Origin of the sequence: Aeoliella fuhlenseeensis, assembly GCF_052161615.1 — a bacterium.
Lineage (GTDB): Bacteria > Planctomycetota > Planctomycetia > Pirellulales > Lacipirellulaceae > Aeoliella.
This window is the reverse complement of the sequence record NZ_CP197417.1, coordinates 2,550,644-2,565,430: the sequence shown is the minus strand read 5'-3', so window position 1 is coordinate 2,565,430 and position 14,787 is coordinate 2,550,644. Positions and strand designations below refer to the sequence as shown.

Sequence of the window (14,787 nt, the reverse complement as noted above, 5' to 3'; positions counted from 1 at the left end):
ATATCCGTGTTGCCATACCAATTGCCAATAAGCGGAAGTGATACGCAAACGGCGATAATGCCAATCGCAATGATTGCGTTCGCAACGATTCGCTGCCACCGGCTAGTAACGAAGTCACTGGCCTCTAAGCTTTCCATCGCTTCGTACTTGCGTCGAAGCGGGCCAGTCGAAGTCGGGCGAGCTCTTCGTGGGGATTGCATGCAAGAGGCTCTCTACGCGGGGGATGGGTCCTTAAGGGCGACTCGAAGTTTTCACGATCCACGATTCACGGGGCCCGCGAATCCAGTCTAAGGTAGCCGCTCGCCTCGAGGCTACTGTTCCCATTACTCCACGTGGCCCCTTTCGGATTATTTCGGAATTTCCTCCCAAGGCCTGTCGAATTCTCACAAGTTCACTCGACTACTGGTAGCTCTCCCATGTCACCCAAAGGAACGCCCGCACGATGAACGCCCTCGAACTCGTCCGTAAGAATCTGGAATTCAGCTTCGAATGGATTTGGCCGCTCGCCGAGGACCTCGCCGATTCGCCGATGACACGTCCCCGCCCCGACGGTGGCAATCATGCCACGTGGACCATGGCTCACATCACCCACGCCCACGCCGGACTCACCAGCATGATCACTGGCAAGCCGAGCCCGATCGAATCCTGGGGAAAACAAGTGGCTGGCGGAACCCAGCCTGTGGACGACCCCAGCATCTACCCTGCTTACGCCGATATCCTCACCGCCTACCGAATGGCCCATGACGAAACACTCGCGCTACTCGAAACGCTCAGCGACGAAGACCTCGAATGCACACCCGCTATGGTCCCGGAGTACCTCAAAGACTTCCCCGACTTCCAAGCCATCGGCAACCTGCTGGTCTTCATCCCCATGCACGACATGTCCCACCGCGGGCAACTCGCCGACGTCCGGCAGGTGCTGGGGCGGAAGCCGTTTGCGTGAAGTGAGAGAAACCCAGCGCCGTACTTGCTACGTCACCCACTCGTGGGGAGCGAACGCCGCCGCGCGCCTACGACCACACTGACCACCCACAGGATGGCTCCTGCTGGAGTGGCGATGTAGTAGACCACTAGGTTCGTCGGCAATCGGGCATCAGCAGCCAGCGCCACGAAGTAGACCGCGCTAGCCACGAGCGGTATCGCTAAAAGCATCAAGTAGTTTGTGATCCTCACCGGTTCCGCGTAAGCCACGATGGCATTGGGAAGCGTTTCGACCCGGCGATTATTGCCGAGTGCCCAGAACGTCACTCCCAATAGTGGCGGAAGCAACCACACAGCTCGCGGCGCCGCAGGCACGGTCACCAGGGAGTAGTACAGCAGCGTCACGACGGCCAACGTCCACAGCTCTCCCTTCGAAGGCTTGAACTCCCTGATTTTCACGCGCTGAAACAACCAGTAGGCGGCGATCAGCATCGCCGTGGTTCCGAAGGCGTACAAGGCGAAGTGAACGAGCACTACGTCCTTGCGACCCGCGTCGAGGAGCACTTGCATCGGCTCGGGGGGTTCGTTCCACCAGAAGATAGCCCACAGACCGTAGAACAAGCCGACGCAGGACGCGAGGGCGAGCGTCTTCCGCAACCGATTCTCAGCGAGCACACGCCGTACCAGATACCAGCCGACGAACACGTCGAGAGGTGCATGCCAAGCGAGCGCCGTGAACGATATGGACATCGGAAACGGGGTAGCGGGCGTGCCGTAGGTGGTTTGAACTACCAGACCTTCCTCGAACCATCCGTAGAACGCCCCCGCAAGGAAGACGGCCCACGGTTCTCGCACCCGAAAGTAGCTCACGACGCACAGGAACGGGTAAGCCATGATCGAGTACAACACCCACACGGCCACCATCCCACCAAGGTCCATCCCCTCTCGATCCGGCGTCGCCCAAAACACGAACTCGCCGAAGTAGACGATGATGTACCCGCTGCACAGCGTAATCGCCACGCGTTGAAAGAACGCCCCCATCGACAAAACTCCGCCGCAGTACTTGCTGTGATCCAATAAAAGTAGCAGCAGCCGAACTGTTCCTCAATCGTAACCACCGCCATTGGGCGTGGCGAAGTCGTTCATTGCCTCTCCCAGTTGGATTCGGCGTAAACCACGCCTGGGAGGTTCAAGACAAGACGGACTTTGGCTTTCCTCTCGTAGCCACCCACCAAACGATTAAGTGTGGACGAACTGTTCGGCAAGCTTGTCGAACCCCCGCCGGCGCGGCGCACGCGCAATCCGTTGTTCGTATCTTAAAGTCCCATCGAAAGGCCCGCGATGAACGCCCTCCAAACCTATCACGCATCCCACGCAGAGACTCTCGCCCTGCTCAACACCTTGAGTGACAACGATCTCGACCACGCCCCGGCCATCGTCCTCGAACGCATGAAACACTTCGCCGATTTCCAATCCATTGGCAACCTCCTCGTCTTCACTCCGATGCCCGACATGTCGCATCGCGGGCAACTCGCCGACGTTCGACAGCGATTGGGGCGCATGCTCTTCGCGTGATGCCGCGACAGAGCGCGGGAGAGCAGCTCGCACGCCCGAGCTAAGTGGAACGCCCGGCCTCGTACTTCACGCCTCTCAAATTCATACAGCGGCTCATCACCCCTCGTCTCGAGCATCGATGGCGCATTCATACATGCAACATGGAGGGTTTAGCGAGGCAACATAGAGCCTACGTGAATGAAAGAAGAGAATCCGATGTCGTCGTGTGAAGAATTGAGATCTTCACGCGAACGTTATTGCAATAGCTCTCAGTATGGCTAGACTAGACCGCGTTCCGACTACACCATTCGCATGAGTGCTTGCTTTCGCCGTCACGCACTGAGCGAGGGCTCGACTCTGACCCGACATTCGCTTGAAGGGCAGAGCAGATCGTCATCTATGAATGATGCGCGAACGTCACTTGAATCGTGCAGAGCACGGCAATCTACCGCGAGCTTGCGCCGATGCCATCGAGGATTGACACATGGCGCGTAGCGAATACTGGATTGCCCGGCGTCTTCCCGTACGTTCGCAGATTCGGCGAGTCCGGATCGAACTCGTCGTCGATAGCACCGCAGTTCGGAATTGGTGGTCATGCCTTAACTCAAACTGGAAACCGAGAATGTACATGAAGCGTAATCTTGCAACTTCGGCCACCGCCATCGCGGCGTTGGTCCTCGTGGGTACAGCCGTGTCGCACGCCACGCCAATCTTGCCCTATGAATTTACGAGCACGCATACGGAAGTACCCACGCAAACCGGGTTGACTTACTCGGCACTTACTCGCACGAACCTCTCCTTCTCGACCTCACCCGGTACGTTTAATAGCGGTGGGTGGAACCTGGCGTCCGAGGTTGATACGACGGAGTATGTTGAGTTCACCTTGACCCCAGAGACAGGGTACGAGTTGAATCTGACGCAAATCTCCTTCGATTCCCAGCGGTCTAACACCGGGCCGGTCTTCGGCGAGGTTCGATACAGCGTCGATGGCTACGCCAGCGGACTGACCTACACCACGACCCCGTTGACCGAAGCCCTGGGGAATAACATCTGGGACTTCCCCGATGTCTACAACGCAACCACGCCGGTCACCTTCCGCTTCTACGGATACGGTGCCACTGGCAGCCTCGGCACCCTCAAGTTCGACAACGTTGCCGTGACCGGGGAGGTTCTCGAAGGGGCACAGATTGCCGGGGACTTTAACGGCGATGGCAAGGTGAATCTTGCTGACTACACCGTATGGCGTGATAACCTTGGTGGTCCAGAGTCAGTCTTCCCCGATGGCACTGGCGATAGCTCCGGCCTCGTAGATACGGGCGACTACAACACCTGGAAAACGAGCTTCGGCACCGGCAGTGAGGCAATGCTCTCCACCACACAGGCAGCAAACGTCCCCGAGCCTGCTACTGTCGTCCTTCTGGCAACGTTCGGACTTCTTGTCGCCGCCCGTTATCGATTTCGATAGCACGCCGCTTTTTCCAGAAGCGGCCGGCGAGGGCTGGGCAGCAGTCTCGTCGGTCGCTCGCTGGAAGGGCGAATAAAGGTGACAACCCACTCAACGCTTCCCACGTCGGACACAGTACAATGGCCCCAGTTGTATCTCCTGCGATGCGCACGAAAGCCTTTAGCAATGTCCTCCATCCGGCTCCTCGACGACCATCCTGAACTCGCGGTAGCAGCAGACTTCGGGCAAGCGAGAGTAGTATTCATCGAGTCGCCCGGTGAATTGTTTGACGCTTGCTACGAGTTGTTCGAGAGAGTATTTGAGCCCGAGGTACTCGATTCCAAACAGACCTACCTCGACCGGTTCGAACAACAAGCGAAACGCGCAAGCCAATCTAGCCCGTGCCTGGTCGCCGCCCTCGTCGAGGCGGAAGGGAAGGTGTTAGTTGCAGGCATTTCCAGCGCCCATGTCTTGGCCTTACCGTCCGCTTACTCCGCTTCGATTGTCGCCATCGCCAATGTTGCCATTTCCAAGGCCTGCCGCGGCAAGGGGATCGGAGCCCTGCTACTCCATGCCACCCGGGAGCGAGCCAAGCAGCTTTGCGCCGAACAACAACGTGTTCTCGATTGTATTGTCCTGGAGTCCGAAGTTCGAAGCCTCCGGTTTTGGCGCAAGATGGGCTTCCGCTGGCCGAAGGGGATGTTTTACTATCAGCCACCTCTGAAGTGGAACCACGATGGCTCCCCGGTCCACAAGGAAGTGCGCGAAACTTTCCTCATCGCGCGGACGGAAGTCCCCGCAGCGACTCACATCGAAACCACCAAGCTTCTGGATATCGTAGGTACTCTCTATGAGAATTGGTCGCTGCGAGACATTCGAGGCGCCCTCAGCCCGGAGGCGGTGTCGTTGGCAGAAGACTATCTCAGAACTCGCGTTTCTGCGCCCGTTGTGGCCTCGCTCATGACCGAACAGGTGGAGCTGGTCGATCCACTACAAAGCCAGGAATCCAGTTAACGACCCAAATTGTCGCTCCGTGAGATCCGGCACCTAGCAATGAAGCTCAAGCCGGCTTCGAAACTTTTTTCATTTTCTTGAAAAATGTGACTAGAAAGCGCGCTCTACGTGTGCTCTCATGTACACATCCACCAGGAATGTGGACATGCGTTCTTTGACAATTCGAATAGTTTATCCAAAAAAGCGTGAAATCCGCGTGAGGATACCATGCACGTTTGGAAGTCGATCGAATTGGCGACTCCAGCGTTGACACGTTTTTGCCTGGCGTCTTTGCGGCTTTGCGTGGGATTATTTGCAAGCGTCCTCCGATGGCAAGCGAGATCCTTCAGTTGCTTAGGCTCCTTCAGGATGACACCATGAATCGTCGAATGGCGGGCGAAGCGGAGTAAAGTCGCACCTGCGGGTCACCCCTGCGACTTTACTCGGCGAGAGTTCGGACAGGTCGGCTCGTAAGTCGTTCCCGCCGTGCCACTTGCGCGGAACTCCCACAAGGCGGAAAAATAATAAAGTCGCAGTCACTGCGATTTGAACAAATGGAGACTTTATCCGGACATGAGTTGGGGCGTCGGGCTACGTCACGCTCAACGCCGGCGGCAAGGTTTACCCAAACTCGTGTGCTAGCGAGGCAATTCGGGGAAGAAACGGCGTAAGGCGAACTCCGGGGCGGCCGATCTTCATGGCTGTCCCCTCGAATGGCATCCCCCCAACCTCAGAACCCAGTGTCGCACGCCACTCCCCCCGGCGTGCGGCACTCCCCCCTCTCGCCTCGCCCGCCATGTCCGCCACGCCCAACCAACTCGACACCATCGACGGGCGCTTCACGCAGCTCGTCGCGGAGCTCGAGGAACTGAGCGATCGGATCGAGGCCGCCCTCGCCGAACACGGCACCACGAAAGAGAAATGACCCAAAAGACCCCTGAATGGTTCTCTTGGTCCTTCGAACTTGGTCGTTCCCGCCTAGCGTTTTCTATCGAGGTGGCCCGACTTGTTGATGGCGCGAAGCAGCCGCAGTCCCAAAAGTCCGCTGAGTAGCATGCCGAGCGTGCCAGGGACGGAGACCTCGCGGATCGCCCACACCTGCTGACTCAGCAGCACGGACGAGCCAAGGAACAGGGCACTCGTTAGCAAACCGAGCACGAGCCGATTCACGGACGGTTCGAGCCCGCGGTGATCGAGGTGGACATCGAAGCTGCCGCGCTGCACTTGCTCGAGGATCTCGCGCACGCGGCGAGGGGCGACTTCGGCGAGCTGTTCGAGCTCCGCCAGCATGTTGCGAATCTTGCGGGCGTGGCGCTTGGGCGACATTCGGCGGCGGAAGATTTGCCCGCGATAGGGTTCGATGACTTCCATCAACGAGAAGCTCGGCTGCATCATCCGCGCCATGCCCTCGAGCATCAGCAACGTCTTGATGAGCATCGCGACAGCACTCGGAAGCACGATCTCGTAACGCCGGACGATCTCTACGAATTCGGTGAACGCACCTGACAAGTCGAACTGATCGAGCGACTGGTAGGCGTACTGATCGACGAACGCCGTAAGGTCTGTGGCGAGCGCCACGTCATCGAGCCCGGGCGGAGTCGAGCCGATGCGCATCACGACGTTCGTCAGCCGCGACGAATCGTGACAGGCGATCGCCACCAGCAGGTCTTCGACTTGCTCACGCAGGGGATCGCTCAAGCGGGCGACCATTCCGAAATCCAATAGCCCAATCGCGCCATCGGACATCAACACCAGGTTCCCCGGGTGGGGATCGGCGTGATAGAAGCCGTGCTCGAAGATCATCTTCAAGTACATCTCGGCCCCACGCCGTGCGTACTCGGGAAGCCGGTCCTGGGCGTCGGGGTCGTCCACCAAGTCCGATAGCTTGCTCCCGGCGAGCCACTCCATGGTGAGGACGCGTTTGGTGGAGAGCTCGCAGTAGACGCCAGGGACGCGAACTAGCTTGTCCTTCTCGAACTGGCGGGCGAACTGATCCTGGTTGCGGGCTTCGCGACAGAAGTCGAGCTCCTGCCGCATCATCCGCTGCAACTCATTCATCGTCGCCCCGAGGCGATAAGGCTGTAGTTCCGGCACACTGTCAGCGAGTTGCGCGAGGCCCGAGAGGATTTCTAGATCCACTCGCACCTGACGATCGATGCCCGCGTGCTGGACCTTCACCGCTACGGGCGTTCCGTCGTGCAGCGTCGCGCGATGGACCTGGCCAATGGAAGCCGAGGCGACCGGCACGTGATTGAACGTCGCAAAGCACTCGGCGAGGGGGCGTTCGAGCTCCTCCTCGACGAGCGCTACTACCGCGTCGGGTCCATCCGCCGGCGTGTGCTGTTGCAACTTGGTAAGTTCGTCCGCGAGCGCGAAGCCAACCTGATCGGGCCGCGTGCTCAGCACTTGCCCGAGCTTGATGAACGTGGGACCGAGTTCTTCGATGGCGAGGCGGATGCGTTCCTCGTGCCCCGCGTCGACGAGCGTTTGCCCCTGACGATTGCGGAGCATGCTGGAGCCAAACGTCAGCCCCAGTCGATTCGCCCAGCCCGCGAGCCCGTACTTGCTCAGCACGGCGAGGATCTCACGCCACCGCCGCAAGTTGCGATAGATCTGCGGTATGGTGGAGATCTTCATCGCTGCGAGCGGGGAGAAAGGAGGGGGGGAACAAACCTCCATTCTAGTTGCACTGCCGGCTGCAACAAAATAGTCGCTTTGTAGCGATTATGCGGAACAGTCGGGGGCTACTCGATCGCTTCGAGTGCCTTCCTCACCGCACGAGCTAGGCTCGAAGGCTCTGCGTCACGGAAAGGTTCGAGCAAACGTCGAACAGGAGAAGCAGCCGGACCGATGCGAGCAATTGCCCACGCGGCTCGCTCGCGAACTTGGGGTTCGGCTTTGCTGGCGACAACGCCGGCAAGTCGAGTCGCATACTCAACCGCCGCGGGGCCAGTGCGACCCACAAGCGTCACCGCCCAGTACTGCACATCGGGGTTTTCGTCCACGATAAGCTCTGAGAGTCGTGAGAGATGGAGCGGCGAGGGTTCGCCAAGTTCTTCCAGCGTGGCGACCGCGTACTCCATCACCTGCCGATCACTGTCGCCAATCGCCTTCACCAAATCGACAGGAAGCTCCATCGCAGCGTCGGGATTCTGGCTCAAGTGCTCCGCCGCCTGCCGCCGGAGCGCCACGTCGGGTGATTGAAGCATGCTGGAGAGCTGCGTGGCGTTCATATGAAATACTGAAGAAGAGAAAGTGGGGTCATCGAGCCACCGATACTTAGCTCAGCAACTTGCCGTCGTCGATTCGCATCTGCTGCTGCATGGTTGCGGCGAGAGACTGACTGTGAGTAACAACCACCAGGATCGATTGATGCTCTTGCGGAAGTTCCACCAGCAGTTTGCCAATGGCGTCGGCGGTGGTCGAATCGAGATTGCCGGTGGGTTCGTCCGCGAGCACTAGGGCAGGGGAGCGGACGAGCGCCCGAGCTATCGCCACACGTTGCCGCTCGCCACCGGAAAGTTCTGCGGGGCGATGCGTGGTTCGCTCGGCGAGACCCACACGGTCGAGCAGCATTCGCGCGCGATCAAGCTCGTCGCTCGATGGCTTTCCGTCGGCAAGCAACGGAACCAGCACGTTCTCCAGCACCGATAATTGCGGCAACAAATGGTGATCCTGGAACACGAAGCCCACACGGTCGCGGCGGAACTCAGCAAGGCCCCGGTCGTCGAGCGCGAAAGGGTCGGTGTTGCCAAGCCTAACACTGCCAGAGGTTGGACGATCCAGCGCGCCAAGTATCGCGAGCAGCGTGCTCTTCCCCGAACCACTGGGTCCGACGATCGCCAAGCTCTCGCCAGGACTGAGTGCCAACGAGACGCCGCGCAACACCACCAGCGGCTCGGCGGGCGTGGGGTACTCTTTGGTGACGTTCTCGACCGTGAGCAATTCCATCGCGTGCACTCCGTTATGTGGTGACCAGGAAAGGAGTGAGCACCTCAAGGAACTCGTCTGGTAGCGGCGTCGATTCGGGGGGACGATCGTGGTAGATGTGGCAGCAGACGCAAGTCACTTCGCCCACCGCGACAGGCTGACCCATCCGCGAGAAGTCGATCTGGTAACTGAGGCTAGAGCGACCGATCCTTGTGAGGATTAATCGTGCGTCGAGCACGTCCTCGCACTTCGCCGGCGACTTGAACTCGCACTTCGCAGAGACGCGAGGGAAGCTGATCGACTGGCCGTTGATCTGCGAGTAGACGCTCATGCCAAGGCTGCGGATGAACTCATGCTCGACCGATTCCATGTAGTGGAAGAACGACGCGAAGTGCATGATGCCCGCCATGTCGGTGTCGGCGAACTCGACCATCCGCTGGGTGATGTAGACTTGAGACATGGCGAGTTCTCGAAGTGGTGGCCGAGATGGTAGCTGTTAAACAACGTTAGCCCTCGACCAGGGGCCAAGGGCTAACGTAGATTGTTTTGGTTGTCGCGCTGGCCAGCCGGATCAGTCGCCGACGTAGGGCATCAGGGCCATGAAGCGGGCACGCTTGATGGCACGGGCAACGGCATGCTGGCTCGCGGCGCTGCAGCCCGTCTTGCGACGGCTGACAATGCGGCCATGGCGATTGGTCAGCTTGGCCAGCAGTTCCAGGTCCTTGTAGTCGACGTACATGGGGCGCGGCTTCACGCCATCGACGAAAATCGGATCCTTCTTCGCGGTCTTCTTCGTAGTGGTGCGACGCTTGTTGACCGGACGGCTGCTGTTGCTGCGATTGTAAGGAGGCAAGGTAACGACTCGTAAGGGTTCCTAGGGTTGAAGCCCCATATTTTAACGCATTCCCGATTGCTTGCAAGGCGTGTAAACACCTATTTCTGCCGCAATTTTGCCATGTTAACCGGCACAAATTGGGCGGATCAGGGGACGGAGAGCTGCTGGTAAAGCTGGACGTGGGCCTCGGCCATGTGGTGGGCCTGGTAGCGGTCGACCACCGCCTGCCGGCCGAGATTCCCGAGCGTGGCCCGCAATTCGGCGTCGGCGAGTAGCTCCGCGAGGCGCCCGGCGAGGTCGTGCGGATCATGCGGAATGTGCAGCAACCCGCCTTCGGTATCGGCGACCATTTCGGTGAAACTGCCATGATTGGGGAGCAGCACAGGGAGGCCATTCGCCCAGGCTTCGAGCACCGGCAGGCCTTTGCTCTCGGCGTAGACGGTGGGGAGAGCGAACACAGAAAGCGACTGGAGAAACTTAATCTTCTCGCCGCGGTCGAGCTCTCCGACGTACTTGAAACGTCCCGCGAGTGGGCCGCGAGCCACGCGTCGCTCGATCTCCCGCAGGTACGGCTCGTCTGCTTTGCCGAGATAGCCCGCGGCGCGAACCTCGAAGTCGAGATCGGGGCAGGTCTTCGCGAGGTGCTCGCACGCTTCGACCAACAGGTGCAGTCCCTTGTCGTGGCAAATACGGGCGAGGTAACCAACGGTGAGTCTCGTTGGGGGCGCACTCGCTGGCGAGTGGCCTACAAGGTCCAGTCCATGTGGGATCACATGCACCTTATCGCGATCGACGGCTAGATAGTCGCTCATGAAATTGGCGTAGTATTCGTTAAGCGACACGAACGCATGGCATTCGCGGGCGCGCTCGCGGAGCAGCTCGCGGGCCTGCTCGTAGTAAGGAGGCGTTAGCTTCTCCAGGAAAATGTCCTCGCCCGAGAGCGAGCAAACGACCGGTGGGCCGCAGCGTTCGGCGATGAGTCGCGCGAAACCAAGTAGCATCGAGTTCGACAAGTGAACCACCTCGGGCTTCACTTCGTCGAGCAACCAATCGACGAGCTTGACGAGTTCCTTCCGCTGATGGCCAAGCTCGCCCTGCAGCATCGAGACGGTCATGTCGCCGAGCTTCGAGGGATCGACGCTCGGTCCACCGCGCGTAGCCATGTTGAGTAGCCACGGGCGGTCGAACATCCAGTCGACCCAGCGTGGAGTACTGCGGAAGAAAGGGATTTTCTGCTGTAAGTATACATTGATGCCGCCGTAGAACACCCGCGGAATGCTTACGTCGACCTCATCGGTGCGGAGCGGTGTGTACGTCGGCACGAGTACGATGTCCTCGCCGCGATCCATCAGCGCGCGGGCGAGCGTGTTGTCGTGCAGACAACTTCCACAATACATTCCGGCAGCACCGGCGGCGATGTAAGCAATTCGCATGAGGGATTCGGCTGCCTTAACTATGCAAAGAACTTGTTGAGAGTCGCCTGGGACGGTTTCGGAGTGACGAGCGATACAAGCACTAGCGCAAGCGTTGACGCCGTGAACATGATCGCCACGGGCATCACCTCGTAAGTGGTACCGCCGATCGGAATGGGGACACCGTACGATTCGTCGGCCGCGAAGCCAGAGGACCAGAACAGGTAGACCCATGTTGCGATGGCTGTCAGCACGCTTGCGTAGGCCCCGGCCTTAGTGAGTCCGCGCCAATAGACCGCGGCGAGGGCCAGTGGGAACAAGCTGCTAAACCCACTAAAGCACCATACGCCCAGCGTGAACACGCCGCGCGGTTGGAATAAGCTAAACCCATACGTCAGTGCCACAATCAGCACAATAAAACCGCGAGCCGCCCAGATGACTTGCTTATCGGTGTAGCGCTCACGCCCTCGGTAGTGCAGCAGCATGTCCTCAGTAAACATGGTGCCAAGGCAGAGGAACTGGCTGTCGAGGCTCGACATGATGGCGGCAAGGATGCCCGCCGTCAGCAATCCGCCAAGAGCCGGCAGCTCCAACTGATTAACCATGAAGGGGAGCACCGCGTTTGGATTTGCGGCAACGCTGGAGGGGACATTCACCAGGCTGCCTGCCGCCCAGGCTCCCATCAACACGCAGGGGGCCCAAACGATCATGATGAAAATCGGGTGCATGACTACAGGAAGCTTGAAACTGCCCGCGCTCTTCGCCGTGAGCCAGTGCTGGAAGATATGCGGAAACATACCCACCGAGAGCGGCACGAGCATGTACGTAGCGAACTTCAGCTTGTCGATATTCACCCGCGTGGCTTTGTCCTCGGGGATACTCTCGCCGAGCGCGCGGAGGTTCGCCAAGAAGCTGTCTTGGCCGCCGAGTTTGTTGGCAAGCAAGTAGAACATCAGAACGCCGAGCACCATGAAAATGCAAGTCTGAAGCGCGTTCGCCCACGTAGTGCCGCGCATGCCGCCAAAGAAGACGTACGTGAGCACCACGCCGCAAATGATGAGCGAAGCAACTTCCTTGGGTAGGCCACCTGCAGAACCAGCTGCAAACGTGGGTTCGCCATCGGGATCCGTGGGGTTCGGACCAAGTTCGATAAAGTCGGGGAAGGTACCGCGAGCGAACGTGACCGTCGCGGGGTCGACATCGCCTTCGACGATACGGCCAGCGCTCACCTTATTGATCACGGTGCCGGACGACATGACCCCGATTAACAAGTAGGGGATCACCAGGGCCACAAGCACGGGGAACAGCACGAGCCCAATCGAGTTACTCTCTAGGCGATCGCGAAAGAATTGAATTTGAGTGCGATAGCCGTACTTGTGCCCGAACTGCCACAGCTTGACGCCGAGTACGAAGAAGCAGAGGGAGTGCACGATGCCACTGCTCGAAGCGAGCATGCCGTAGACACCAATCCCCCGCACGAACGCTTCGCCGGTCGAGCCGACGAGCGCGAAGGCAGTCATCGTCGTACCGAATAGCGCCATCAGCAGCAGGAAGGGACCGATCGAGTGACTAGCGAGCATGTAGTCGCTCGAAGTTCCGCGGAACAGCCGACTGGAGAACAAGCCCAGACAAAGTACCACGGCCAAGTAGATGCCTATTACCGTGAGCTGCATCATTGCTGGGGGCCTCCTTTGTCCGCCTCGATATCGGCGGGCCAGCAGAAGAAGGTCGCCAGCCACCACACCACGGCCACCGCCACGGAGATGCAAATCTGCGAGAAGAACCCAATGGGAAGGAAGCCGAACACGAGGTAAGGGTCGTCCCACCACCAGAAGTCCTGGTGCAGGACCACTAGCACGACAACCAACAGCCACACCACGTATTTCATGCGAAGATATCTTTCGGGGGATATCGGGGGCGAGGAAAGCTGGAGGGGAACGCGGTGCCAGGAATCGGGAGAGCCCGCGGAGTCACGAGTGTACCACACGCGCTGTCAGCGCTGTACCGGAGCCGTACGAAAACTGCGACTCTTGGCCGGCTAAGTATGGCGCGGCACAGGGTGATCGGTCACGATCTCTAAGAGATCAACGGCACGCTCGCCCGAAAGATGGATTACCGCCGAGCGCCCGTAGATCTCGTCGCCGACGGACAGCCCCAAGGGTTCGGCCAGCCGAGGCCCCACTTCGATGCGCCACAAGGCCAAGAGCTCGACGTGGCGGAGCAGGTTGTTCTCGATCAGAATGCGACCAAGCGGAGCTGCGTGGGTCTCGATGGCGTGATGGACATTGCTCGGCAGTCCCGATACGTCGATCCGCATGATGCCGTACTGCACGATCGCGTCGTCGGAGATCCGCGCGAGTAGGCTTTGCCGGGCGTACCAGTTTTGCTCGGCGCGTTCTTCGACCACTTCGACCGACACCAGCGAGTTGTGGTACTCCTCGAGAGTGACCGTCATGTGGTCGTGGTGCGCGAGCAGCGACGCGTAGGTCGAAGGCAGATCGTTCTCGCCGACGGGGGTGAAACTGCCTAGCGAGCTCCAATCATCGGTGAACAGATCGACGAGCTGCGTCACCTCGGAGTATCGCGACTGGCTAATTCGGTGGGTAACGCCAGTCGACTCCGCCATTTCGTTCTCGCTAACTCCCCCTGAGTTACTGCTGATTGGCTCAGCTAAGTTTCCCGGGCCAACTTCCGTCGCCTCGGACCTCGTCGAACAGGTATGCAACCCCGCGACGGACAATAGGGCTCGCCGTTTTGCGGATACTCGCCAGACTCATCAGCACCAAGCTGGTGACGGGGACCGAATTGGCGAAGCTGCCATTGTCCCATTGTACACGAGCCAGCCAGTCCATGGCACGTCGCGCGGCCCGGCCTCGGCGCCAGCGAGTCCAGGGATTGAGCGGTTTGTTGCGTTCGTACGCCGCGATGCCAAGCGCCACGATGGCGGGCATGACGGGTTCGCGATCGGCCCAGAACTCGGCTCGATTGACCTTGGAGTCGAAGTTCGCGCGTTCGAGCGGCATTGCGGGGAGCTGTTTCCAGTCGATCACTTCGGCGAGAGCGCTGGTGCCACGCGTCATGAGCGTCGCGCTGTGCACGGCACCGTATTTTGTTTTGAGTTGCTCGACACCGCCGCGGCTCTTGATGAACGCCGACATCCAGTCGCCCAGCTCGGGGTAGGCTGCGGGGGCGCCAATCAAGCGAAAGGCGGAGCGGACCATCATCGAAGTCATCAGCTGCGAGGGGTCGTCGAGATTGTCGGTGTAGCTCGCCCAGCCACCGTCGCGGTGCTGCCGACGTGCGAGCCAGTGCATGCTGCCGACGATCAGCTCGCTGAGATCGCCTTGGTAGGCGCAGTCGAAGTGCGTAGGCTGGTCGATGGCTCCGAGGACGCCACCATGCTGTTCGGAGAGCACCAGCGCTCCGACGGCCGCAGCGGTGGCGATCACGGGTCCGTTCCACTCTTCCAGCCAGTCAATGCTGTCGAGGAGTTCGGTGCCCGTCGGGGGCGCCACAACGCGAAAAGCTTTCCTAACGACGGAGCCACTCTCGGCGGTCACCGCGGTCTGGTTCGATGTGAACATACAATGTTCGAGACGGGAGGCGACACGCATGATCCCGCGCGTCTTCTGGGGGTTCGCTCACACGAACCATGGCGACTCCGGCCGCCAATTGCATTCGCAGCAATTGAGCATAGG

At 59.7% G+C, this 14,787-nt stretch carries 16 protein-coding genes; 5 read left to right on the top strand and 11 right to left on the bottom strand.

Features of this window, described 5'->3' with window-relative positions:
* Window positions 1-442: 442 nt before the first annotated feature.
* Window positions 443-943, top strand: coding sequence for a DinB family protein (locus SH292x_RS09995; RefSeq protein WP_442485463.1), 501 nt, complete (start codon window positions 443-445; stop codon window positions 941-943).
* 32 nt (window positions 944-975) lie between these two features.
* On the opposite strand, the gene SH292x_RS09990 is transcribed toward SH292x_RS09995, so the two are convergent.
* Complete coding sequence (locus tag SH292x_RS09990) at window positions 976-1,998, bottom strand: hypothetical protein (protein WP_442485462.1); 1,023 nt, start codon at window positions 1,996-1,998, stop codon at window positions 976-978.
* A 264-nt stretch (window positions 1,999-2,262) separates the two neighbouring features.
* On the opposite strand from SH292x_RS09990, the gene SH292x_RS09985 reads away from it, so the two are divergent.
* From SH292x_RS09985 to SH292x_RS09970, 4 genes are all read left to right on the top strand, one after another.
* The gene (locus SH292x_RS09985) at window positions 2,263-2,496 is read left to right on the top strand and encodes a hypothetical protein (RefSeq protein ID WP_442485461.1); all 234 of its coding nucleotides are present in this window, start codon (window positions 2,263-2,265) and stop codon (window positions 2,494-2,496) included.
* Between the two features lie 607 nt (window positions 2,497-3,103).
* Window positions 3,104-3,940: a hypothetical protein gene (locus tag SH292x_RS09980; protein ID WP_442485460.1), complete on the top strand. Its 837-nt coding sequence runs from the start codon at window positions 3,104-3,106 to the stop codon at window positions 3,938-3,940.
* Window positions 3,941-4,069: 129 nt separating this feature from the next.
* On the top strand, window positions 4,070-4,933 hold the full coding sequence (locus SH292x_RS09975; RefSeq protein WP_442485459.1) for a GNAT family N-acetyltransferase: 864 nt from the start codon (window positions 4,070-4,072) through the stop codon (window positions 4,931-4,933).
* A gap of 775 nt (window positions 4,934-5,708) precedes the next feature.
* Window positions 5,709-5,837: a hypothetical protein gene (locus SH292x_RS09970; protein ID WP_442485458.1), complete on the top strand. Its 129-nt coding sequence runs from the start codon at window positions 5,709-5,711 to the stop codon at window positions 5,835-5,837.
* 53 nt (window positions 5,838-5,890) lie between these two features.
* On the opposite strand, the gene SH292x_RS09965 is transcribed toward SH292x_RS09970, so the two are convergent.
* From SH292x_RS09965 to SH292x_RS09920, 10 genes are all read right to left on the bottom strand, one after another.
* On the bottom strand, window positions 5,891-7,549 hold the full coding sequence (locus SH292x_RS09965; RefSeq protein ID WP_442485457.1) for an ABC1 kinase family protein: 1,659 nt from the start codon (window positions 7,547-7,549) through the stop codon (window positions 5,891-5,893).
* A 107-nt stretch (window positions 7,550-7,656) separates the two neighbouring features.
* Window positions 7,657-8,121 (bottom strand): HEAT repeat domain-containing protein, encoded by a 465-nt coding sequence (locus tag SH292x_RS09960; RefSeq protein WP_442485456.1) that lies wholly within the window; start codon window positions 8,119-8,121, stop codon window positions 7,657-7,659.
* Between the two features lie 70 nt (window positions 8,122-8,191).
* A complete protein-coding gene (locus SH292x_RS09955) occupies window positions 8,192-8,857 on the bottom strand; it encodes an ABC transporter ATP-binding protein (protein ID WP_442485854.1) in 666 nt (221 codons plus the stop codon).
* Between the two features lie 19 nt (window positions 8,858-8,876).
* Complete coding sequence (locus SH292x_RS09950; RefSeq protein WP_442485455.1) at window positions 8,877-9,302, bottom strand: acyl-CoA thioesterase; 426 nt, start codon at window positions 9,300-9,302, stop codon at window positions 8,877-8,879.
* A 111-nt stretch (window positions 9,303-9,413) separates the two neighbouring features.
* The gene (rpsR, locus tag SH292x_RS09945) at window positions 9,414-9,695 is read right to left on the bottom strand and encodes a 30S ribosomal protein S18 (RefSeq protein WP_442485454.1); all 282 of its coding nucleotides are present in this window, start codon (window positions 9,693-9,695) and stop codon (window positions 9,414-9,416) included.
* Window positions 9,696-9,823: 128 nt separating this feature from the next.
* Entirely contained in the window at window positions 9,824-11,110 is a 1,287-nt protein-coding gene (locus SH292x_RS09940; RefSeq protein ID WP_442485453.1) for a glycosyltransferase family 4 protein, read from the bottom strand.
* Between the two features lie 20 nt (window positions 11,111-11,130).
* Complete coding sequence (locus SH292x_RS09935; protein WP_442485452.1) at window positions 11,131-12,765, bottom strand: sodium:solute symporter family protein; 1,635 nt, start codon at window positions 12,763-12,765, stop codon at window positions 11,131-11,133.
* The gene (locus SH292x_RS09930) at window positions 12,762-12,977 is read right to left on the bottom strand and encodes a DUF3311 domain-containing protein (RefSeq protein ID WP_442485451.1); all 216 of its coding nucleotides are present in this window, start codon (window positions 12,975-12,977) and stop codon (window positions 12,762-12,764) included. Before SH292x_RS09930 ends, SH292x_RS09935 begins: the two co-directional genes overlap by 4 nt.
* A 150-nt stretch (window positions 12,978-13,127) precedes the next feature.
* On the bottom strand, window positions 13,128-13,715 hold the full coding sequence (locus SH292x_RS09925) for a hypothetical protein (RefSeq protein WP_442485450.1): 588 nt from the start codon (window positions 13,713-13,715) through the stop codon (window positions 13,128-13,130).
* A 40-nt stretch (window positions 13,716-13,755) separates the two neighbouring features.
* Window positions 13,756-14,673 (bottom strand): hypothetical protein, encoded by a 918-nt coding sequence (locus tag SH292x_RS09920; protein WP_442485449.1) that lies wholly within the window; start codon window positions 14,671-14,673, stop codon window positions 13,756-13,758.
* Window positions 14,674-14,787: the final 114 nt, after the last annotated feature.

What these genes read in the sequence shown, in the direction of transcription:
- SH292x_RS09995 (WP_442485463.1), top strand. Translation starts at nt 443, where the DNA reads ATGAACGCCCTCGAACTCGTCCGTAAGAATCTGGAATTCAGCTTCGAA.
- SH292x_RS09985 (WP_442485461.1), top strand. Translation starts at nt 2,263, where the DNA reads ATGAACGCCCTCCAAACCTATCACGCATCCCACGCAGAGACTCTCGCC.
- SH292x_RS09980 (WP_442485460.1), top strand. Translation starts at nt 3,104, where the DNA reads ATGAAGCGTAATCTTGCAACTTCGGCCACCGCCATCGCGGCGTTGGTC.
- SH292x_RS09970 (WP_442485458.1), top strand. Translation starts at nt 5,709, where the DNA reads ATGTCCGCCACGCCCAACCAACTCGACACCATCGACGGGCGCTTCACG.
- SH292x_RS09965 (WP_442485457.1), bottom strand. Translation starts at nt 7,549, where the DNA reads ATGAAGATCTCCACCATACCGCAGATCTATCGCAACTTGCGGCGGTGG.
- SH292x_RS09960 (WP_442485456.1), bottom strand. Translation starts at nt 8,121, where the DNA reads ATGCTTCAATCACCCGACGTGGCGCTCCGGCGGCAGGCGGCGGAGCAC.
- SH292x_RS09950 (WP_442485455.1), bottom strand. Translation starts at nt 9,302, where the DNA reads ATGTCTCAAGTCTACATCACCCAGCGGATGGTCGAGTTCGCCGACACC.
- SH292x_RS09940 (WP_442485453.1), bottom strand. Translation starts at nt 11,110, where the DNA reads ATGCGAATTGCTTACATCGCCGCCGGTGCTGCCGGAATGTATTGTGGA.
- SH292x_RS09935 (WP_442485452.1), bottom strand. Translation starts at nt 12,765, where the DNA reads ATGATGCAGCTCACGGTAATAGGCATCTACTTGGCCGTGGTACTTTGT.
- SH292x_RS09930 (WP_442485451.1), bottom strand. Translation starts at nt 12,977, where the DNA reads ATGAAATACGTGGTGTGGCTGTTGGTTGTCGTGCTAGTGGTCCTGCAC.
- SH292x_RS09925 (WP_442485450.1), bottom strand. Translation starts at nt 13,715, where the DNA reads ATGGCGGAGTCGACTGGCGTTACCCACCGAATTAGCCAGTCGCGATAC.
- SH292x_RS09920 (WP_442485449.1), bottom strand. Translation starts at nt 14,673, where the DNA reads ATGTTCACATCGAACCAGACCGCGGTGACCGCCGAGAGTGGCTCCGTC.